Origin of the sequence: Ardenticatena maritima (genome assembly GCF_001306175.1) — a bacterium.
GTDB lineage: Bacteria > Chloroflexota > Anaerolineae > Ardenticatenales > Ardenticatenaceae > Ardenticatena > Ardenticatena maritima.
Genome location: NZ_LGKN01000009.1, coordinates 408,334 through 429,509 on the forward strand (window position 1 = coordinate 408,334; position 21,176 = coordinate 429,509).

Annotated in this window: 21 protein-coding genes and 1 tRNA gene; 13 read left to right on the forward strand and 9 right to left on the reverse strand. The window is 59.8% G+C overall.

What is annotated here, in order from left to right; translation table 11 throughout:
• The first annotated feature begins 13 nt into the window (after positions 1 to 13).
• Genes SE16_RS14685 through SE16_RS14710 form a run of 6 tightly spaced genes read left to right on the forward strand, consistent with a single transcriptional unit; the run spans position 14 to position 6,128 of the window.
• The gene (locus tag SE16_RS14685) at positions 14 to 898 is read left to right on the forward strand and encodes a [LysW]-aminoadipate kinase (protein WP_082374384.1); all 885 of its coding nucleotides are present in this window, start codon (positions 14 to 16) and stop codon (positions 896 to 898) included.
• A complete protein-coding gene (locus SE16_RS14690) occupies positions 861 to 2,042 on the forward strand; it encodes an aspartate aminotransferase family protein (RefSeq protein WP_054493790.1) in 1,182 nt (393 codons plus the stop codon). Before SE16_RS14685 ends, SE16_RS14690 begins: the two co-directional genes overlap by 38 nt.
• Positions 2,039 to 3,082, forward strand: coding sequence for a [LysW]-lysine hydrolase (locus SE16_RS14695; protein WP_054493791.1), 1,044 nt, complete (start codon positions 2,039 to 2,041; stop codon positions 3,080 to 3,082). The genes SE16_RS14690 and SE16_RS14695 overlap by 4 nt, the downstream gene beginning before the upstream one ends.
• 21 nt (positions 3,083 to 3,103) lie before the next feature.
• Positions 3,104 to 4,288, forward strand: coding sequence for a homocitrate synthase (gene lysS / locus SE16_RS14700; RefSeq protein WP_054493792.1), 1,185 nt, complete (start codon positions 3,104 to 3,106; stop codon positions 4,286 to 4,288).
• A gap of 1 nt (position 4,289) precedes the next feature.
• On the forward strand, positions 4,290 to 5,621 hold the full coding sequence (locus tag SE16_RS14705) for a 3-isopropylmalate dehydratase large subunit (protein ID WP_054493793.1): 1,332 nt from the start codon (positions 4,290 to 4,292) through the stop codon (positions 5,619 to 5,621).
• A gap of 12 nt (positions 5,622 to 5,633) precedes the next feature.
• Complete coding sequence (locus tag SE16_RS14710) at positions 5,634 to 6,128, forward strand: LeuD/DmdB family oxidoreductase small subunit (RefSeq protein ID WP_054493794.1); 495 nt, start codon at positions 5,634 to 5,636, stop codon at positions 6,126 to 6,128.
• Positions 6,129 to 6,180: 52 nt separating this feature from the next.
• On the opposite strand, the gene SE16_RS14715 is transcribed toward SE16_RS14710, so the two are convergent.
• Complete coding sequence (locus tag SE16_RS14715; protein WP_054493795.1) at positions 6,181 to 6,849, reverse strand: redox-sensing transcriptional repressor Rex; 669 nt, start codon at positions 6,847 to 6,849, stop codon at positions 6,181 to 6,183.
• Between the two features lie 632 nt (positions 6,850 to 7,481).
• Between SE16_RS14715 and SE16_RS14720 the strand changes: the two genes are divergently transcribed.
• A complete protein-coding gene (locus SE16_RS14720; RefSeq protein WP_082382032.1) occupies positions 7,482 to 9,743 on the forward strand; it encodes a putative bifunctional diguanylate cyclase/phosphodiesterase in 2,262 nt (753 codons plus the stop codon).
• 135 nt (positions 9,744 to 9,878) lie between these two features.
• Positions 9,879 to 9,949: transfer RNA gene (locus SE16_RS14725), tRNA-Cys, on the forward strand.
• Positions 9,950 to 10,003: 54 nt separating this feature from the next.
• Here the strand turns inward: SE16_RS14725 and SE16_RS14730 are convergent.
• On the reverse strand, positions 10,004 to 11,467 hold the full coding sequence (locus tag SE16_RS14730; RefSeq protein WP_054493797.1) for a glycoside hydrolase family 13 protein: 1,464 nt from the start codon (positions 11,465 to 11,467) through the stop codon (positions 10,004 to 10,006).
• 255 nt (positions 11,468 to 11,722) lie between these two features.
• Here SE16_RS14730 and SE16_RS14735 point away from each other — a divergent pair, with 255 nt between their 5' ends.
• The 5 genes from SE16_RS14735 (at position 11,723) to SE16_RS15860 (ending at position 16,347) form a co-directional block, all read left to right on the forward strand.
• Complete coding sequence (locus tag SE16_RS14735; protein WP_200907409.1) at positions 11,723 to 12,037, forward strand: ArsR/SmtB family transcription factor; 315 nt, start codon at positions 11,723 to 11,725, stop codon at positions 12,035 to 12,037.
• Positions 12,038 to 12,048: 11 nt separating this feature from the next.
• Positions 12,049 to 14,367 (forward strand): heavy metal translocating P-type ATPase, encoded by a 2,319-nt coding sequence (locus SE16_RS14740; RefSeq protein ID WP_152918191.1) that lies wholly within the window; start codon positions 12,049 to 12,051, stop codon positions 14,365 to 14,367.
• 134 nt (positions 14,368 to 14,501) lie between these two features.
• Positions 14,502 to 15,578 (forward strand): histidinol-phosphate transaminase, encoded by a 1,077-nt coding sequence (gene hisC / locus SE16_RS14745; protein WP_054493798.1) that lies wholly within the window; start codon positions 14,502 to 14,504, stop codon positions 15,576 to 15,578.
• A 116-nt stretch (positions 15,579 to 15,694) separates the two neighbouring features.
• On the forward strand, positions 15,695 to 16,045 hold the full coding sequence (locus tag SE16_RS14750; protein WP_054493799.1) for a hypothetical protein: 351 nt from the start codon (positions 15,695 to 15,697) through the stop codon (positions 16,043 to 16,045).
• Positions 16,046 to 16,134: 89 nt separating this feature from the next.
• Complete coding sequence (locus tag SE16_RS15860; protein ID WP_152918192.1) at positions 16,135 to 16,347, forward strand: hypothetical protein; 213 nt, start codon at positions 16,135 to 16,137, stop codon at positions 16,345 to 16,347.
• Positions 16,348 to 16,413: 66 nt separating this feature from the next.
• Here SE16_RS15860 and SE16_RS14755 read toward each other — a convergent pair whose 3' ends face one another.
• The 7 genes from SE16_RS14755 to SE16_RS14785 all read right to left on the reverse strand — a co-directional run bounded on the left by SE16_RS14755 (position 16,414) and on the right by SE16_RS14785 (position 21,141).
• Entirely contained in the window at positions 16,414 to 17,001 is a 588-nt protein-coding gene (locus tag SE16_RS14755; RefSeq protein ID WP_054493800.1) for a class I SAM-dependent methyltransferase, read from the reverse strand.
• Positions 17,001 to 17,786 carry a thioredoxin gene (gene trxA, locus SE16_RS16650; RefSeq protein WP_082374383.1) on the reverse strand — a complete coding sequence of 262 codons (786 nt, stop codon included), beginning with the start codon at positions 17,784 to 17,786 and terminating at the stop codon, positions 17,001 to 17,003. Before trxA ends, SE16_RS14755 begins: the two co-directional genes overlap by 1 nt.
• A 75-nt stretch (positions 17,787 to 17,861) precedes the next feature.
• The gene (locus SE16_RS14765; protein WP_054493801.1) at positions 17,862 to 18,404 is read right to left on the reverse strand and encodes a TlpA family protein disulfide reductase; all 543 of its coding nucleotides are present in this window, start codon (positions 18,402 to 18,404) and stop codon (positions 17,862 to 17,864) included.
• Positions 18,405 to 18,456: 52 nt separating this feature from the next.
• The gene (locus SE16_RS14770; protein WP_060687792.1) at positions 18,457 to 19,077 is read right to left on the reverse strand and encodes an RNA methyltransferase; all 621 of its coding nucleotides are present in this window, start codon (positions 19,075 to 19,077) and stop codon (positions 18,457 to 18,459) included.
• Positions 19,078 to 19,180: 103 nt separating this feature from the next.
• Positions 19,181 to 19,471, reverse strand: coding sequence for an isoamylase early set domain-containing protein (locus SE16_RS14775; protein WP_054493392.1), 291 nt, complete (start codon positions 19,469 to 19,471; stop codon positions 19,181 to 19,183).
• A 116-nt stretch (positions 19,472 to 19,587) separates the two neighbouring features.
• The gene (locus SE16_RS14780) at positions 19,588 to 20,295 is read right to left on the reverse strand and encodes an ABC transporter ATP-binding protein (RefSeq protein ID WP_054493394.1); all 708 of its coding nucleotides are present in this window, start codon (positions 20,293 to 20,295) and stop codon (positions 19,588 to 19,590) included.
• Positions 20,296 to 20,331: 36 nt separating this feature from the next.
• Positions 20,332 to 21,141: an ABC transporter ATP-binding protein gene (locus tag SE16_RS14785; RefSeq protein WP_054493391.1), complete on the reverse strand. Its 810-nt coding sequence runs from the start codon at positions 21,139 to 21,141 to the stop codon at positions 20,332 to 20,334.
• Positions 21,142 to 21,176: the final 35 nt, after the last annotated feature.

A 21,176-nucleotide genomic window follows, 5' to 3' on the forward strand; every position in this document is an offset into this window, starting at 1 on the left:
GGGAACGATGACCATGCAAGAGCAATCTGTATTGGTGGTGAAGGTAGGCGGCGGTGAAGGCAACCGCATCGAGCCGGTGCTGGACGACCTCGCCGACCTCTGGCATGCGGGGCGGCGCTGGGTGCTGGTGCATGGCGGTTCGGCACGCACCAACGAAGTCGCGACGGCGCTGGGGCATCCGCCGCAATTCATCACATCGCCGTCGGGCTTCACCAGCCGCCGAACCGACCGCCAAACCGCGCTCATTTTCACCATGGTGTACGCCGGCGAGATGAACAAGACCATTGTGGAAGGGCTGCACGCCCGCGGGGTGAACGCCGTCGGGCTGTCGGGGGCGGATGGGCGCGTGCTGGAAGGTGAACGCAAGAAAGCCATTCGTGCGGTTGTCAATGGGCGGCGGCTCATCATACGCGACGACTACACAGGCACCATCACGCGCGTGAACAGCAGCCTGCTGCACCTCCTGCTGAACGCCGGCTACGCGCCGGTGCTCTGCCCCCCCGCCATCAGCCAGGAGCACGAACTCATCAACGTGGACGGCGACCGCGCCGCTGCGGCACTCGCCGCCGCCCTGAGCGCCAAGACGTTGGTGCTCCTCACCGGTGCGCCCGGCTTGCTCCGCTTCCCCGACGACCCCGCCTCGCGCATTGCCACGCTCCCGTTGGCGGCGCTGGACGACGCCATGAACACCTACGCCCAAGGGCGCATGCGTATCAAACTGCTGGCGGCGCGCGAGGCGCTGGAAGGTGGTGTGCAGCGCGTGATAATCGCCGCCAGCAACGCCGCGCATCCCGTGCGGCAGGCCTTGGCAGGCGACGGGACGGTCATCAGCCGATGGGGACGGCAAGAGGAGGAAACGCATGAGCATTCAGCCACCGCAAACGAACACCGCGCTTGAGACCGAAGAGCGCCTTGGAAGCGGCGCTTACGCCCTGCGCAGGTTGACGCTGGTGCGTGGTGAAGGGGCGCGCGTCTGGGACGCCGCAGGCAACGAATACATTGACTGCATCGCCGGACACGGCGCCGCCGTGCTGGGGCACGCGCACCCCGCCGTCACGGACGCCCTCACCCGGCAAGCGGCGCAGTTGATTGCCTGCCCCGGCACGTTCGCCAACGAAACACGCGCCCGCCTGCTGGAACGCCTGCACACCGTGAGCGGTTTCGCCCGTTTCTTCCTCTGCAACAGCGGGGCGGAAGCGGTTGAAGGGGCGCTCAAAGCCGCACGGCTTTTCACCGGACGCGCCGGCATCGTCGCCATGCACCGTGCCTTTCACGGGCGCACCATGGGGGCGCTTTCGGCGACCGCCGCGCCCAAGTATCGTGAACCGTTCGAGCCGCTTGTGCCCCATGTGGCGCACATCCCCTTTGGCGACGTTGCCGCCGCCGACGCCGCCATCACCGACGAAACCGCCGCCGTCATTCTGGAACCGGTGCAAGGCGAAGGGGGCGTGCACCCCGCGACCGCCGAGTATCTGCACGCGGTGCGCCAACTGTGCGATGAACGGGGCGCACTGCTCATCTTCGACGAGGTGCAAACCGGCTTCGGGCGCACGGGGGCGTGGTTTGCGTTCGAGCATTTTGGTGTGCGTCCTGACATCATCGCCCTGGCAAAAGGCATCGCCAACGGCGTGCCGCTTGGGGCGGTGGGCTTTGCCGCGCATCTGCCCCCCTTGCCAACGGGGAGCCACGGTTCGACCTTTGGCGGCAACCCGCTTTCCGCGGCGGCGGCGCTGGCGACACTGGAAACGCTGGAACGCGAACGCCTGCCGGAGCGCGCCGCGCGGCTGGGCGCGTGGGCGCTGGATGAGTGGCGGCGCTGTCTCAACGGGCATCGCCAGGTGCGCGAAGTGCGCGGGTTGGGGCTCATGCTGGGCATCGAACTGCGTTCGCGCGTGACGCCCCTGCTCAAGCGCCTGCAAGCACGGGGGATTTTGGCGTTGCCGGCTGGTCCGACGGTGTTGCGTCTGCTCCCCCCGCTCACCATCAGCGAAGGCGAGTGGGCAACCGTCATCGAAACCGTGCTGGATGAGGTGCGCCAATGACCGGCATTGAATTGCTTGAAGAACTGGTACGCATTCCCAGCGTGAGCGGTGAAGAGAAAAACGCTGTGCGCTGGCTGGTGGCGGCTATGCAGGCGCTGGGCTTCCAAGCCTTTCGCGACGACGCCGGCAATGCTGTGGGCGTGCGTGGGCACGGACCCCGCCAACTCGTGCTCCTGGGGCACATTGACACCGTGCCCGGCGGTCCACCGGTGGAGCGCCGCAACGGGCGGCTCTACGGGCGCGGCACGGTGGACGCCAAAGGACCGCTCGCCGCCTTTGTGACGGCGGGGGCGGCGGTCCAGGTGCCCGATGAGTGGCAACTGGTTGTGATTGGCGCGGTGGAAGAAGAAAGCGCCACCAGCAAGGGCGCACGCTACGCCGCCACCTGCTACCAGCCCGAAGCCTGCGTGATTGGCGAACCCAGCGGGTGGGACGCCATCACACTGGGCTACAAGGGGCGGTTGCTGGCGGATATCGAAGTGCGCCGCGCCACAGCCCACACCGCGGGACCAGAGCAGCGCGCGCCCGAAGTGGCTGTTGACTACTGGAACGCCGTTTGTGCGGCACTCGACACGCTGCCCACAGAGCAAGAAGGGGCGTTCTGGCGCGTCCAACCGTCGCTCCGACGCATCAACTCGGCGCAAGAAGGCAACGCCGACGTGGTACGCATGACGCTGGGCTTCCGCCTGCCGCCGACGGTCCGCCCCGCCGACATTGAGCGGCTGTTGCACGACCTGGCGCCGGAGGGCGTGCATGTGCAGACCTACGGCGCGGAAGAAGCCTACATCGCCGAACGCACAACGCCGCTGGCGCGCGCGTTCCAGCGCGCGATTGCCGCCGCGGGCGCACGCCCGCGCTTCAAACTGAAAACCGGCACCAGCGACATGAACGTGGTGGGACCCGTCTGGCGCTGTCCTATCCTCGCCTACGGTCCCGGCGACTCATCACTCGACCATACGCCACACGAGCACATCGACATTGCCGAGTTCGAGCGTGGCGTTGCCGTCCTCACCAACGCTTTGCAAACCATCATGGGGTGAGCCCCACAAGGAGGGTTGAATATGACCATTCAAAATTTTGCCATCATCGAAAGCACCCTGCGTGAAGGCGAACAATTTGTCAACGCCTTTTTCACCACCGAGCAGAAAATCCGCATCGCCACATTGCTGGACGCTTTCGGCGTCGAATACCTGGAACTGACATCGCCATGCGCCTCACCCCAAAGCGAAGCCGACATTCGCGCTATCGTGCGGCTGGGATTGAAGGCGAAAATTCTCACGCACACGCGCTGCACGCTGGAAGACGCCCGCCGCGCCGTAGATACGGGCGTGGACGGTGTGGACGTGGTCATCGGCACGTCGTCGTATCTGCGCCAGTTCAGCCACGGCAAGAGCATCGAGGAAATCATTGATATGGCGAGCGAAGTGGTTTCCTATTTGAAGGAACAAGGCGTTGAAGTGCGTTTCAGCACCGAAGACAGTTTCCGCTCCGACCCCGCCGACCTGTTCCGTGTGTACGAAGCCGTGGACAAACTGGGCGTCAACCGCGTGGGCATTGCCGACACCGTCGGCGTGGCGACGCCTTTGCAGGTGTACAACCTGGTGCGCGAGTTGCGCTCGCGGGTTTCGTGCGACATCGAGTTTCACGGGCACAACGATAGCGGGTGCGCCATCGCCAACGCCTACATGGCGCTGGAAGCCGGCGCCACGCACGTGGATACCAGCGTGCTGGGCATTGGCGAACGCAACGGCATCACGCCGCTGGGCGGGCTGATTGCGCGGCTCTACTCGCTCAACCCCGACCTGGTGCGCCGCAAGTACAACCTGCCGCTGCTGCGCGAAATTGACCGCGTGGTGGCGGAACTGGTGGGCGTGGATATTCCCTTCAACAACTACATCACCGGCTTTGCCGCTTTCACCCACAAGGCGGGCATTCACGCCAAAGCCATTTTGAACAATCCGAGCACGTATGAAATTCTGCGCCCCGAAGATTTTGGCATGACACGCTACATCCACATCGCCCACCGCCTGACGGGCTGGAATGCTGTGCGCCACCGCGCCGAGCAATTGGGGCTGAACCTGGACGACGCCACCATCAAGCGGCTGACGGCGCACATCAAGGCGCTTGCCGATGAGCGCGCCCTGACGCTTGACGACGTAGACCGCCTGCTTTACCAGTGGGCGAATGGTGAACCGCTGGACGAACCGGCGCTGACCGCCGGCATTCGCGAAGTGCAGGAGGCGTGAAATGGGCGCGACATTCGTGCAAAAGGTGCTTGCCCGCGCCGCCGGGCGCAGCGAAGCCCGTGTGGGCGAGGTGTTGGACGTGCGCCCCGACCGCATTCTGAGCCACGACAACACCGCCGCCATCATCGCCAAGTGGCGCACACTGGGGCAATCGCGCCTGCCCCACCCCGAACGGCTCGCCATCACGCTCGACCACGCCGCGCCGCCCCCCACGGTGCGCCATGCGCAGAACCACGCCACCATTCGCGCCTTTGTCGCCGAACAGGGTATCCGCCACTTTTTTGAGGTGGGGCGTGGTATCTGCCACCAGGTGCTGAGCGAAGAGGCGCTGGTGCTCCCCGGCGACGTGATTTTGGGGGCTGATTCGCACACGGTGCATTTCGGCTGGCTGGGGGCGTTTGGCGCGGGTGTCGGGCGGAGTGAAGTGGCGGCGCTCTGGGCGTTGGGGCGCATCTGGTTGCGTGTTCCACCGACGATCCGTTTCGTGTTGCGTGGGCGGCTCGCACCGGATGTCTCCGCCAAGGATTTGGCGCTGCACATTATCGGGCGCTTCGGTGCAGACGGCGGGCTTTACCGTGCGGTGGAATTCGGCGGCGATGGATTGGCAACGCTCTCGCTGGACGACCGCATGACGCTCGCCAACATGATGGCGGAGTTTGGCGTGAAAAACGCCTACCTGCCGCCCGATGAGCACGTGTTCGACTGGCTGGCGGAACGCCTTGCCCGCCGTGAGGGCATTTCCCGCGAAGCAGCCTACGACCGCATCACCGCCCGCGCTCTCTACCCCGACCCGACCGCCGAGTACGAGGCGGTGCATGTCATCCGTCTGGACGAGGTGGAACCGGTGGTGGCGTGCCCCCACACAGTGGACAACGTAGTGCCGCTTTCGGCTGTCGCCGGGCGGCGCATTCACATGGCGTTTCTGGGCACCTGCACCAACGGACGGCTGAGCGACATCGCCACAGCCGCCGAGATTGTGCGCGGCAAACGCATTGCGCCGGGGGTGCGCTTTCTTGTCATTCCCGCCTCGTCGGAAGTGCTGCAAGAAGCGCTGGCGCGCGGCTACATCGCCGACCTGGTCGCCGCAGGCGCTACAATTGGCACACCGGGGTGTGGTCCCTGCATGGGGAACCATTTGGGCGTGCTTGCGCCGGGTGAAGTCTGCATCAGCAGCGCGAACCGCAACTTTCGCGGGCGCATGGGCACGCCGGAGGCGGAGATTTATCTTGCCAGCCCCGCCGTCGTCGCGGCGAGTGCGCTGGCGGGCGTGATTGCTCGCCCTTCCCCCGAACCTGTTGCCGTGCAACAAGCGGCACCATCCGCACACGTCTAACAAGGAGGCAACATGATTATCCGTGGGCGCGTCTGGAAGTATGGCGATAACGTCAATACGGACGTGATTTTTCCCGGCAAGTACACCTACACCATCCAAGACCCCGCCGAAATGGCGCGGCATGCGCTGGAAGACCTGGACCCCACGTTTACAACGCACGTGCAACCGGGGGACATTGTGGTTGGTGGGCGCAACTGGGGGTGTGGTTCCAGCCGCGAGCAAGCCGTCACGGCGCTGAAAGCCGCCGGTGTGGGGGCGATCGTGGCGGCGTCGTTTGCCCGCATCTACTACCGCAACGCCATCAACAACGCATTGCCTGCCATCATCTGCCCCGAAGCCGTTGAGGCGCTGCAACATGGTGAAACCGCCGAGATTGACTTGGAAAGGGGCGTTATTCAGTGCGCCGCGGGAGCGTTCACGTTTCCCCCCCTGCCCGAAGCGGTGCTTGGCATTTTTCAGGCGGGCGGGCTTTTGGCGTATGTTCGACAACAACTCTCCGTGGAATAAACAAGAAGCGGCGCACAGAGCATGTGCGCCGCTTCTTATTCATCAGCCTGCTTTATGAGCCGACTACCGTCTCCACTTCATTTGGTTCGAGGTAATAGGTCATGCTTTGCAACGCCAGCACCGGGTCAATGTATTCAACGCGCACGCCTTCAGGCACACTCAGCGTAATGGGCGCGTAGTTCAGAATGGCGCGCACGCCCCCTTCGATGAGGCGATTGGCTACATCTTGCGCCGCTTCAGCCGGCACAGCAATAATGCCAATGCGAATCCCCAGTTCGGCGATACGCTCAGTCAACACATCCATGCTTTCAATCACCAGGCCGCCAATGCGTTGCCCAATTTTGGCGGGGTCGGCGTCAAAAACCGCCACAACTTGAAATCCACGATTGGCAAACCCTTTGTAATTTGCCAGCGCGTGCCCCAAATCACCAGCCCCAACAACCGCCATTGGCCATACGCGATCCACTTTGAGAATACGCCGCAACTGGTCGCGCAGGTACTCAACATCATAGCCGGTGCCTTGCTTGCCAAACTCGCCAAAGTGAGAGAGGTCTTTGCGAATTTGCGCCGAACTGATACCCAAACGCTCGCCCAATTCCTGCGACGATGTAATGCGCTTGCCTTGTCGAGCCATCAAATCGAGAGCACGCAAATAGACGGGAAGACGGTGGATGACGATATCGGGGATAACCTTCTCAACAGGACCGTTCTTCTGGGTCATTGACAAGCCTCACTTCAACAATATGAATCTCTTGTCTTCGTTTGTGAAAGTCTGCACGCACTTGTGCAGTATAGCACAAACAAAAGGCATGAGCAATCAGACTTGTCCATAAGAACAGACCGGAAGGCGGTGGCTGTGGAACATCACGTTCCACTGGTCAACATAAGAGGAGACCGATTGAAGCGCGAACGATGGTTCACACTTGTGCGCGGTTTTCAAAAAAGGTGCTCAGAAGGTACCCTTATTTTACAAATATTTTCAGCACTTCGCTACCGCAATTTTGCGTATTTTTTGCACAAAATTGTCCAAAAAAGCGGGGGGTGTGGGGAGAGTGGTGCGGTTGGGGCTTCCTTTATCTCTTATAGTTGGGGGGTAATACTCATTGCCAGAAAAAGGAACTTCCCAGCAATATGGCTGTTGAGGCAATGGCTGATGTGAAAAAAAGTAAAACGAGGCCAACTTAGAAGATTGGTTGCCCCGAGAATCAGACTTTATTCAACCTCAATGAAAAGTTTCATTTTCAAACCAGAATAGTAAAACTTTGTTTTGAATTTTCATTTTGAAAGCATGATTTTCTTTGATATGATGCTATAAGGTAGGTCATAGAGGCAAAACTTTGATTGAAACGGCTTATGAGTATCCTTCAACGTATAACAAGCACATGGCGTAGGTTGATTGAGCCATCAGCTTCCATCACGGACCCTGAGCGGCGTCTCAAATCGCGCTTTCTTATTCGCACCTTGGCTATCCTCTTTCCTATTGGTTTTTTCTTTACATTTTTGCCATTGTTGATTCTCCCCCAGGCGAACTGGTTGCGTGATACAGACATTCTATTTGTGCTCCCTGCGCTTGCCTTGTTGGCTTTCGCGTATGGATGGGCGCATCGTGGTGAGCATGAAAAGAGTGTTTGGTGGTTAAGCCTTGTGGGAAGCATCATTATTTTTATCATTGCGGTGCAAGATGGTGATGTAGAAGATTTGGTTTACTTTCTTTTGGTGCTCTTCCTGGCGAGCATGTTCTTGCCGCCGCGCTGGTTGTGGAGTGTGTTTATTGGTCAAGTCATTTTGGTGTTTTGGGCGCCATTTGTTTCTCCTGTACCTGTAGATTTAGTGGAGTTTGTGACATCCGAAGTCGCTTTTCTGGTAGTTGGATTTGCCTTGATACTTTTATTGAACACGTATCGTGAGCAATTGGAAACATTGCACCAGCGCTTATTGCGCCAGCGCGAACGGCAGTACCGCGAGCTTTTTGAAATACTTTTCGAAGGCATGGTTATCGTGCGCGATGGTGTGATAGAACATGTCACAGAAAGTTTTGCTACATTTGTGGGGCGGCGGCGGGAGACATTGATAGGGCGGCCATTGTTGACACTTTTTCCGCCAGAATCACATGCCATTATCAAGCATATTTTGGCGGAGAAAAAAAGCCCCCATGCGCATGAAGTGGTCGCTTGGAATGCAGAGAACCAGCATGTGTATTTGGAAGTGGTGGGGAAAGTTTTTTACTTCGACGAGACACCTGTGCATATTCTGGCGTTTCGGGATATTACGCATCGTAAGCACATGGAACAGGAATTGCAATATCGCGCCCATCATGATGTATTGACAGGACTTCCCAATCGGGCGGCTTTACTGGCGCGGTTGCAACAGATGATTGATGAACACCAAAATGCGAAGAACAACAGCGGGGCATTTGCCTTGCTCTTTCTTGATCTGGACCGTTTTAAGCTCATCAATGATAGCCTAGGACATGCCGTTGGTGATCAAGTTTTGCGGGAAGTGGCGATACGTTTGCAATCTGCGCGACGTGAGGATGACATTGTCGCGCGGCTTGGCGGGGATGAGTTTGTCTTGGTATTGACGGATGTCCACAGCCCCCATGAGGCGGAACAAGTCGCAAAACGTCTGCTTGATGTGCTCCGTCAACCCATTCGCGTGAACGACCATGAATTGTATGTAGATGCGAGTATTGGTATCGCCATGGATATAGGCGATTACACCAGCGCCATGACGCTTTTACAGGATGCTGACATTGCCATGTACCACGCCAAAGCCGAAGGGCGTGGCACATATCGCTTTTTTAAGACGGCAATGCGCGAGGAGCTCCAGCGAACACACGCCATGAAAATGGAGTTGCGCCGAGCCATTCAACACCAACAATTCGTGCCTTTCTACCAACCTATTTTCAATTTACAACAGAACCGCGTTGTGGGCATGGAAGTGTTTATGCGATGGCAACACCCAGAACGTGGGGTGATTTCTCCTGAGACGTTTTTGCCTCTGCTTGAAGAGATGGGCGCTCTTTATACGGTCAGTTTGAGTGTATACGAACAGGCCTTTCGCGATTTTTCTCAATGGAAGCGAACAATTCTGCATGAGACCGCCGCCTGGCTTCATGTGAATGTAGATACTTTGCAGTTGATGCAATCAGAGTTTGTCCAGGATCTGCTTACACGCATCGAAGCGCATGGTCTGTCTCCTTCGGACATTGCTGTGCAGGTGCATGAACCCGTGTTGTTAAGCCGTTCGGTCATGGTTGAAAAAACCTTGCAGATGCTCCAGCGTGCAGGTGTGCATTTGGTAATTGACGATTTTGGAACGGGGTACTCGTCGCTCACACTGTTGCACCATGTAAAACCCGCTGCAGTGATGTTAGATCGCACCCTTATCGAGTGGCTTGATAGTGTTGAATATGTGCGTGTGCTAAAAGGGTTGGTCAATTTGATGCACGCCATGCAGGTGACGATTGGTATTGAAGGCATAGAAACCGAAGCACAGTTACACCGCTTGCACCAGCTGGCCTTTGAATGGGGGCAAGGATATGCTTTGGGGCGTCCGATGTCGAGTGCAGCGGCAATGCGCTGGTGGCACTCTCCACCAGTTGGCGCGGAGTAGGAAGGTTTTTTCTTCAGTACTGCTCAGACCACCCGTTGAACATGTGATTGACTTGCGTTTTCAAGTGCGCAACACAAACGAACCTCTTTCCCAATTTGCCCCATTCGGCAACCTCATTATACTTACACACGGCAAGGCGACGTAGCCAAGGGGTAAGGCAGCGGTCTGCAAAACCGCGATCGCCGGTTCGAATCCGGCCGTCGCCTCTGCAAAGCCAAACGCCCGCTCATGTGAGCGGGCGTTTTCGCGTTCCAGCGCCTTTACGCGGTGTACCAGACAATCCCATCACACGGCGGCACAACCACTTCCAGGTGCCCATTGTCCAACGTATCCACCCCACTCCCGCCGTAGATGCGCGTCAACGCCACATGCTCTTTGCCGCACAACGCCCCCACATTCAGCGTGATGCGCCGTGTGCCATCAGCACGGTTGACCACCACCAGCGCCGTCTCATCACCCTGACACCGTGCAAAGGCATAGACATCGTCGTCGGCATAGAGACGATGATACGAACCCGTGCGCAGTGCTATGTGCCCCTTGCGCATGGCAATCAGGCGCTTGTAGAAGTCCCGCAACTCGTGGTTCCAGAGATGCGGGCGGTCCCATGGAAACGTGGCGCGTGCTTCACGGTCGGGACGGCCGCCTTCCATGCCGATTTCGCTGCCGTAGTAGATGCAGGGCGCCCCCGGAAACGTAAATTGCAACAGCGCCGCCAGTTTGACACGGCGCACATCGCCATTGGCAACCGTCAATAAACGGGCGGTATCGTGACTGTCGAGCAAATTCATTTGTGCGCATTGAATTTCCCACGGATAGAGCGCCAGCAACTCGTCAATGCGCTCGGCATACTCTCGCGCCGTGATCGGCTCATCCACAGGCGGACGGCGGTCGAAAACGGCGTCGTGGTTGACGTGCTCGCCAATCACATAGCGAATTACCCACGTGGCATAGAGGTAGTTCATCACCGCGTCGAATTGGTCGCCTTGCAACCACTCTTGCGCTTCAGCCCAAATTTCACCGACGATATAGGCTTCTGGATTGGCGGCTTTCACCACCCGCCGAAACCCTTGCCAAAAACCGGGCGTCTTGATTTCAAACGGCACATCCAGCCGCCAGCCGTCAGCCCCCTGCTCAATCCAGTAGCGCGCCACCTGGTAAATGTAGGCTTGCACTTCGGGATTGTCGTGGTTGAGCGTGGGCATGTGGTGCAGGTTCCACCACGCCCAGTAGCCGGGGGGACGGCTGGTGTCGTAGGCGTTGGGCGGCCACTCCAAAATACGATACCAATCACGATAGGGCGAGGCTTCACCATTTTCGAGAATGTCGGCAAAAGGCTGGAAACTGCGCGCCGTGTGGTTGAAGACGCCATCAATCACAATGCGAATCCCCGCACGGTGGGCTTCATCCAGAAAGGTGCGGAAAGCCTCGTTGCCGCCCAGCAGGGGGTCTACCTGCAAGTAGTCATGCGTGTTGTAGCGGTGGTTGCTGGTGGAAGCAAAAATAGGGCAGAGATAAAGAGCGGTAATCCCCAAATCACACAGATAATCAAGATGCTCGACAATGCCCAACAAATCACCGCCTTTGTAGCCATGCTCGGTCGGGGGTGTGTCCCATGGCTCAATGTGCGCCGGCTTGGGCAGACGCGCACTCCGCGCGAAGCGGTCGGGGAAAATCTGGTAGAAGATCGCGTGCTTGACCCATTCGGGTGTTTTAGCAGTTGTCATGGGTGGCTCCTTTCCTGCTTGCACGTGTTACTTGCATACTTGGGAACGTTCTCAGCATATCACATGACATGCGTGTGTCAATCAGACGCCACACGAAACGCCTTGTGGTTCGAGCAGACAGTCGGCAATGTGCCGATGCGTGCAGCAAAGGGCGACCACCGGTTTCTTGACAAGAGGCGCGAAGTGCGATATCTTTATTGCGCTTATATATGAACAATCGCTCATATTTTCATGTATCGAATAGGAGATTCAACCATGATGACGCCAATTGCTTGCGACCTCGATGAGGCGACCGCCGTTGCCCTTGCCGACCTGTTTAAAGCCCTGGCCGACCCGACGCGCGTGCGGTTGATTGCATGTTTGTTGGAAGGCGAAATGTGCGTCCATGAACTCACCGATGCCGTCGGACCAAGCCAGAGCGCTGTTTCGCACCAACTGCGGCTTTTGCGCGCCATGCGCCTGGTCAACACCCGCCGCGAGGGACGCCACGTCTATTACAGCCTTGCCGACGACCATGTGGCGACGTTGTTGCAGGTGGGGCTGGAACACGTCCAGGAAAGCACAACCTGAGGGCGATGCATATGGTCGAAAAGGTTAAACTCCCGTCTCGCGATATTCTTCCCAACAATGCAACCTGCACGCATTGTGTCAACACACTGGCTGACGCCCTGCGTGACGAGCAGGGCGTCCTGAACGTCCATCAAGATGGCGTGCACACGATTTGCGTGCACTACGATACAGACGTCACCACCGCCGACACCATTACGCGCACGGCACGCCTGCGTGGTGCAGACGTGCAAAGCCGCTATCGGCAGGTGCGTTTGGCGGTTGACGGGCTGGATTGCGGCAGTTGCGCCCAGACGCTTGAAGAAAGTTTGCGCCGCCTGCCGGGGGTTGTCCAGGCGCGTGCGTCCGTAGCAACCGGCGACGTTTTCATCGAATGGGATACCGCCTACGTCGACGAGGACGAGATTACCGCCGTGCTGCACGATTTGGGGCATATTGTGCGCGAACCCACTTCAGAAGAGGAGACGCCCACAACTCCGCCAGCCTGGTGTCTTCATGCGCCGCTTCTCTTCGGGGTGGGCGCTTTTGTGGGGGGGCTTTTGCTCTCGTGGAGACATACGACGCCTTGGGAGAGTGTGGCGTTTGCGCTCGCCATGCTTGCGGCAGGAGCGCCAATTGCCCGTCGGGGCGTTCAGGCGTTTCGCCGTAGTCGGCGGTTGACGATTGACGCCCTGATGACCATTGCGGCCATTGGCGCCGCTCTTCTGGGTGAATGGGGCGAAGGCGCCGCCGTGGTGGTGCTGTTTGCCATTGGTGAATGGCTGGAACACTTCGCCATGGAACGCGCGCGCCACTCTGTGCGCAGTTTGATGGAACTTGTCCCCGATACCGCCCATCGCCTTCTTCCCGATGGAACAACCGAAACGGTGCCGGCGCGCGCCTTGCGTGTGGGGGATACGATTCTTGTTCGCCCTGGTGAGCGCATTCCCGCCGATGGCGTTGTCGTCGCGGGGCAATCCGCCGTCAATCAGGCGCCTGTGACGGGCGAAAGTATGCCTGTTTTCAAAACCGTGGGCGACCCCGTGTTTTCTGGGACAGTCAATGGCGAAGGTGTCATCGAGGTGCGCATTACCCGCCCCGCCGACCAGAGCACGATTGCGCGCATTGTGGCGCTCGTGCAGGACGCCCAAAGCCGCAAAGCCGAAAGCGAGCGCATGGTAGACCGCTTTGCTGCACGCTACACCCCCGCCGTGGTCGTCGGCGCAATTGTGCTCGCCATTGTGTTGCTGCTTGTTGGGCTTCCCCCGCGCGAAGCAATGTTGCGGGCGCTTGTGCTCCTGGTGATTTCATGCCCCTGTGCGCTTGTCATCAGTACGCCCGTGAGTGTGCTCAGCGCCATCAGCGGTGCGGCGCGGCATGGCGTGCTCATCAAGGGGGGGCGCGCGCTGGAAGCGTTGGGGCGCGTGCGCGTCGTTGCCATTGACAAAACGGGAACGCTGACGCGCGGCGAACCGCGCGTGACCAATATCATTCCCCTGGAAGGCGACCGCGAAACGCTCTTGCGGCTTGCCGCCGCTGTGGAAGCCCGTAGCGAGCACCCCTTGGCGCGTGCTGTTGTCGCGGCTGCTGAGGAGGAAGGGCTTGCCGTCCCGCCAGCGCAAGCGGTACGCACGTTGACAGGACGCGGCATCACCGGTGTTGTGAACGGGCGCACCGTGCGCATTGGCACGCGCGATCTCTTTGAGCACATTCCCGATATTGCTGTTGACCATCTCCATCGGCTTGAAAACGAAGCCAAAACCACCATGCTCGTCGCGCAAGATGAGCGCATCCTCGGCATCATCGCCGTCGCCGATACCATTCGCGCTGAAGCCAAAGAAGCCGTCGCCGCCCTGCATCGCCTTGGTATCGAGCGGGTGGTGCTCCTGACAGGCGACAACGAGACCACCGCCCGCGCTGTCGCCGCGCAAGTGGGCATCGATGACGTGCGCGCCGGGTTGTTGCCTGAGGAGAAATCCGCGGCTGTGGAAGCCCTGCACGCCCAGTACGGCGCGGTCGCCATGGTGGGCGACGGCATCAACGACGCGCCGGCGCTCGCCACCGCCGATGTGGGGATTGCCATGGGCGCCGCTGGTACACATCAAGCCATCGAAACCGCCGATGTGGCGCTGATGAGCGACGACTTGCGCAAAATCGCCTATGCCCTGCGGCTGGGGCGGGCGGCACGGCGCACCATTGCCGCCAACATTCTGTTCAGCGTGGGCATCAAACTGCTCTTCATGGCGCTTGCCATCCCCGGCTGGACCACGCTCTGGCTGGCGGTGCTCGCCGATGACGGCGCCAGTTTGCTGGTCACCGCCAACGGGTTGCGCTTGCGCCGTGTGCGCGGCTGATTGCCGCATGCGGAAGATTTTCCCCGCGCCTCGCTGGTCCTTTCAACCGGCGAGGCGCATTTGACATCGCTTCTCACCTGTGGCACACCCTCGCCGGTGTCAAAAGCCAACCAATCCAGAAGAGGACACACCCCATGAAGCGTTTTATCAAACCCGACATCCTGGCAATGCAGGCGTACACCCTCAAACCCTACACGTACCGCCACAAAATGAACCAGAACGAAAACCCGTTCGGCTATCCCGAAGACCTCAAAGCCATTGTGCTGGAACGGGTGGCGCAAGCCGATTGGGCGCGCTATCCCTCGTTCACGCTTGATACGCTGCGCGAGGCGCTTGCCGCCCACAACGGCGTTCGCCGTGAGATGGTGTTGGTGGGCAATGGCTCGAATGAGTTGATTTACGTGACGTTGGCGGCGACACTCCGCACCGGCGACCACGTTGTGATTCCCGTGCCGACGTTCAGCGTGTATGGCTTGCTGGCGCGTGTTTTCGGCGCACACGTGCATGAAATCCCCATGCCGCCCGAAACCAACTTTGCCCTGCCTGTGGACGCCGTCATCGAGACGGCGCAACGCCACCAGGCGCGGGTAGTCGTGCTCTGCACACCGAATAACCCCACCGGCACCGCCTATGCCCCCGCTGATGTTGAGCGTGTGGCGGCGGAAAGCGGCGCACTGGTGCTGATTGACGAGGCCTACCGCGAATTTGCCGACCAGGACTTCACCCCACTGCTGGAACGCTACGACAATGTCGTGCTCTTGCGCACATTCAGCAAAGCGATGGCCATGGGGGGGCTGCGCGTGGGGTACGCCATCACCAACGAAGCCCTGGCGCGTGAATTGCACAAGGCGCAATTGCCCTACGCGCTCAACCTGTTCAGTGAAACCGCCGCCCTGGTGGCGATTGAGCATTTTGAAAGCCACTTCCGCCCCCTCATCGAGCGGCTGAAAGCCGAGCGGGAACGACTGATTCCCGCGCTGAATGCGCTCCCCGGTCTCCATGCCTATCCCAGCGCCGCCAATTTTGTGCTGGCGCGCTTTGACCGCCCCGCGCGCGAGATTTTTGAGGCACTTCTCAATCGTGCCGGCATCCTCATCCGCGATGTCAGCGGCTACCCACTTTTGGCGGGACACCTGCGTATCAGCCTGGGAACGCCTGAAGAAAACGACTTGTTGGTGCAAACGCTGGCGGAGATATTGGGTGCTGCGTGAACCAGGGCGAGTTTGTTGAAAAAACGGGGAACAGATCCCGCTTTTTTGACGCACATAGTTGTTTGAGTAAAATAACCGCTCTTCGGCATGAGGTATGTGTGCAAGAGAGGTGCGACATGCGTGTCAGCAAACCATTTTATCTTGCCTTGGTGTTGTTCCTGGTCTTCTTTGCGCCGCTTTTCTTCTATCCAGCCGAAGCCCAAGGCGGCGTGACGGTGACGATCACAAATGAAGTCAGCGGCAACAACAACACAGGCCGCACGGCCGCGGCAGCGCTCAACGACCAATGGATTGCCGACACACAATCGGTGTGTGGGTTGGGGATTTGGAAACACGCACCGACGGTGGCGGCACACCTGCGCTCCTGCGATACAAGCCAAGCGGCGGCTCTGTTGTCGAAGTTCAGATTCCGACCAGCACCACGGATCAAAGTGTGTGTCCGACCAATGGTGCGTGCGGGAACGTAACGACACGCTGGATTGGCTTGCGGGCAACAAGCGGCACAACAATTGAATGGGTGCTCTTGATCGTGGGGGATGATAGTTCACAAGGTGGTGTGAGTGAACACATCAGTTGGGTTGGCGCAACAGTCGCCCTTGCACCAAGCGGCAGTGGGTGTACTGCGGGAAGCGGCGGTCCCACAGCCGTGCACCTCACGGCATTCACCGCAGCGCCATCGGCAGCACGCACACCCTTTTTGCCCTTTGTCGCCGGCGTCTTCGGGCTGACGGCGGTCGCGCTTCATCGTGCGCGCAAACGCACCAGGTAGCCTTCCCGCTCAACATCAAAACGGCTGGGGAAGTTCCCCAGCCGTTTGCGTTTGCCAGGTTGCCAATCAACGTGGGCGGGCTTCCAGCAGCACCACCAACGAACCCGCGAATCTCTCTTGCCGCACAATCTCGAAGCCCGCTTCTTGCACGAGTCTGGGCGTGTCGCGGTTGAGGTGGCAACTCCCATTCATGCCGAACCACAACGGTTCAAACATGTCTGTGAACGTGCGTGCCAGCGGATGCGTGCCGCGCACATGTTCGAGCAAGCGCAAACGCCCGCCGGGTTTCAGCACGCGGCGGACTTCATGCAAGCCTTGTTGTGCATCGGGGACGGAGCAGAAAACAAGCGCCCCCACAACCGCATCAAAGGCGGCGTCAGGGAAGGGGAGCGCCTGCACATCACCCTGCACCAACCATTGCCGCGCGCGACGACGCGCGGGCGCATAGCGCAACATCTCCCACGTGAGGTCAAGCGCCACAACATCGGTGTTGGGCGGGTAGTGGGGCAGGTTGAGCCCCGTCCCCACCCCCACATCAAGCACACGCCCGTGCACATCACCCACCAACTGGCGACGCCAGGCGCGCAAGCGCCACGCTTCCACAGGCGCCAAAAACCAATCGTAGAGCGGTCCCAATTGCTCAAACAGCCCCATTAGCGCACTCCTGCCAGCACGGCGTCCAACCGTTGGCGGAGCGCCGGCAACGATTGCACGCCCACAATGCGGTCAACCGGTTGCCCATTGCGGAAAATGATGAGCGTCGGAATCCCGCGAATTTGGAACTGCATGGGCGTGCGCGGATTTTCGTCCACGTTGAGTTTCCCCACCTTGACGCGCCCCGCATACTCGCGCGCCAGCGACTCGATAGCGGGCGCAATCATGTGGCACGGACCGCACCACTCCGCCCAGAAGTCCACCAGCGCCACGCCCGATGAGATGAAATCAGCGAACGTGGCATCGGTCAGGACGACGGGTTTGCCGTCCGCATGCGCCGCACGTGGCTCAGGACGCGGCTGACGCGGTGGCGGCGGCGGCGTGCGTTGGGCGGTCGCGTGCAGGGGCACGCTAGCCCCGCTCAGCGTTTGTGTCGGCGTTGCCGAGCGTTCGCCCACGAGATAGGCTGCCCATTCGCGCAATGCGCTTTCAGTGGGCGCGCCTTCGCCCCGCTGAACAACACGCCCATCCTTCACCAGCAGCAACGTCGGCAGATGACGCACCTGTTCGCGCTGCGCGGCTTGGGGCGCATCTTCCACATTCAGTTTCACCACGAGCAGTTTGCCGGCGTACTCGCGCGCCAGCCGGTTCAACACAGGGTCCAGTTGCTCACACGGCGGGCATTCGCGCCGCCAGAAAACGGCGACCACAGGCACTTTCGCTTGATAGACGGCACGGTCATAGGTCATATCGTTGGCGTGAATGGGTGCATCGAAAATCGCCATGTTTCCCTCCTGATACTCTCATCCAGTATTTTCAAGCGAAAGTGTAGCAGCCGCTTGTTAGAAAAATGTTGGCGCTTACTGGACAAGGCTCCAATGCGCCTCAATCATCTCTTTGGTGACTTGCCCCGTCCAGACCATTTGAATGACACCGTCGGCATCCACCAGCCAGGATGTGGGCAACCCCAAGAGACGGTAGGCTTTTTCGGTGCTGGCGTCTTTGCTGATGTAAATCGGGTAGGTAATCGTCGGTTCAAATGTTTGCAAAAATTGCTCGACTACGGCGGGTCCTTCTTCCACATCAACACCAATAATGGTGTAGCCTTCTTCGTGGAGCGCCTGAAACTCCGGCATTTCTTTTTTGCACGGTGGACACCACGTCGCCCAGAAGTTGATGAGCCGCGGTTCGCCTGCGCCCAGCGTGTCGAGCGTGACGGCTTCGCCATCGAGTGTGTAGACCGTGGTGGCGGGGACGGTCGTGCCCACAAGCGGGTGCCCGCCGCCGTTTTGAGCCAGGACGGGGTCGCGCGGGGTGTTGGTTTGGCTTGTGCACGCCAACCCCAGGAGACTGACAACAACCAACCCGACCAAGAGCGTGGTGCGATGCAACAGGTTCTGCATGGTTCTTCCTTCGCCTCCTTCCCCCAATGCTCAGGGGGTGTATTTTGGCCTGTTAGGGCATACCCAGCAAATGCCAGAGGGCAATCGCCGCCGCCACTTCAACGTTGAGCGAGCGCTTGACGCCCTGCATAGGCACATAGACCACTTGCTCGCAGAGCGGAAACAGGTCATGCCCAACGCCGCTCACTTCGTTGCCAACCACCAACGCCAGCGGCTTGTCCGGCGGCTGCAACCCACGAAGCGAGCGGGCGGTAGGCGTCTGTTCAAGCGCCCAAATCGTCCAGCCGCTTTGCCGCAAGGTGTGCAACACCTCCGCCGTGTTCGGGGCATACGACCACGGGACGCTGGTTTCGGCGCCCAGCGCTGTTTTGCGGACGTTGGCTTGTTCGGGCGTGGGGGTAATGCCGCACAGGTAGAGATGCGCCACGCCCAGCCCGTCGGCGGTGCGAAATAGCGCCCCCACGTTCCACGCCGAGCGCAGGTTGTCGAGCACGAGCGCCACTGTGCGCGGGGGCAACGGTTCCGTCGGGGGCGGGGCATGGGGAGCGGTATCCCACGCCGCCAGGCGGATAGTCGGCGCGCCACAGCGGGGGCACGTTTCGCGATGTGGTTGGCGTTCATGCCAGGGATAGCGCAGGTTGCATTGTCGGCAATGGCGAATTTCGGCTTGCATGGTTGCCTCTGGCTGTTCTCTGTTCACGGGGGAGCATACGCAAGCGTGCGAAAATGCAAAAAGCCGCCCGTAGGCGGCTTGCGATATGCAATTGTGGGGGTGGCTACACGCGCACGACGGCGTTTTGCGAACCGAACGTGTTGGGCGTGAACTCGTCGGCGGTCGGGTCGTCGTACCAGCGCTCGCCGTCGAGCAAGAAGCGGTACTGATAGGCGCGCCCGCTTTCCAGCGACACCGTGACGGAAAAGCGACCGTCTTTGCGGCGCGTCAGTTCAAGCGGCTGCCACTCGTTGAAGTCGGCGAGGAGCACGGCGTGCGATGCGGCGGCGTCGGCGGGGACTTCAAACGTGACGCGGCACTTTGCGCCGGTTTTGGAGTAGGTTTTTCGGGGCATACGAAACCTCCTTGACATGTTGACAACAAAAAACGGTGCAGTCCGTCGGCGGGTGGACTGCACCGTTGCGGCGGCGAGTATAGGGAAATGAGCACGTTTGGCAATTCTGCCGCCGTCTATTCCTCGCCCAGATAGGCTTTACGCACCATTTCGCTGGCGGCTAACTCCTGTGCGGGACCTTCGAGCACGATTTGCCCGGTTTGCAACACATAGCCCCGATGCGCCACTTCCAGCGCCATGAGGGCGTTCTGTTCGACAAGCAAAATGGTGGTTCCCTGCTTGTTGATTTCGACAATCGTCTCGAAGATGGTTTCCACCAACACAGGCGCCAGCCCCATGCTCGGCTCGTCGAGCAGGAGCAATTTGGGGCGCGCCATGAGCGCCCGCCCAATGGCGAGCATTTGCTGCTCACCCCCCGAAAGGGTCCCGCCTTGCTGGTTGCGGCGTTCTTTCAGACGTGGGAACAACTCAAACACCCGTTCCAGGTCTTCGGCGATTCCCTGGGGGTCGTTGCGCGTGTACGCACCCATTTCCAGGTTTTCGAGCACGGTCAGGCGGGGGAAGATGCGCCGCCCTTCGGGCGATTGCGCCACACCCAATTTCACGATTTCGTAGGCGGGCGTGTGCGAGATGTCGCGCCCTTCGAGGATGACTTGCCCCTCGCGCGGATGCAAGATGCCGCTGATAGTGCGAATGGTGGTCGTTTTCCCCGCACCGTTCGAGCCAATCAGCGTGACGATTTCGCCACGGTCTACCGTGAGCGAAATGCCTTTGAGCGCGTGGATAGCGCCGTAGTAGGAATGCACATTGCGCAGTTCGAGCATGTGCTCGCGTGTGCCATTGTGTGCCATGTTGCCTCCTTAGCCTTCGCCCTCTTCGTCCGCGTGCGCCTGGGCAAATGCTTCCGCCGCCCGCCGCCCCAGGTAGGCTTCAATCACGCGCGGGTTGCGCTGGATGTCGCGGGGTGAGCCTTCGGCAATCTTCTTCCCGTAGTCCAGCACGGTCACACGATCGGAAATGCCCATCACAACCTTCATATCGTGCTCGATGAGCAGAATGCTCAGCCCCAAATCGTCGCGCAACTGCTGGATGAAGCGCGTCATCTGCAAGGTTTCGTTGGGGTTCATGCCCGCGGTTGGTTCGTCCAGCAAGAGCAGTTTGGGTTCGGTCGCCAGCGCGCGCGCAATTTCCAGGCGGCGCTGATCGCCATAGGGCAGGTTGCGGGCGGCTTCGTTGGCGCGGTCACGCAAGCCCACGTATTCGAGCAGTTCGAGCGCTTTGCGGTGGGCTTGGCGCTCTTCTTGCACCATCGAAGGCAAGCGCAAGATGGCGTGATACCAGGTTTGGCGCATGCGGCAGTTCATGCCCACCAGCACATTGTCGAGCGCGGACATGTTCGCAAAGAGGCGAATGTTCTGAAACGTGCGCGCGATGCCCATCGCCGTCACCTGGTTGGGGCGCTTGCCTGTGATGTCCTTGCCATCGAAGAAGATGCGCCCTTCGGTCGGGCGGTAGAAGCCCGTAATCATGTTGAAAAAGGTGGTTTTACCGGCACCGTTGGGGCCAATTACGCTCGCAATCATGCCGGGTTCCATCTCAAAATCTACGCTATCCACGGCGGTCAACCCGCCAAAGCGTTTGGTAATTCCCCGTGCTTCCAAAAGCGCCATGGTCTCTCTCCTCTTTCACCCGAACAGGCGCCCGC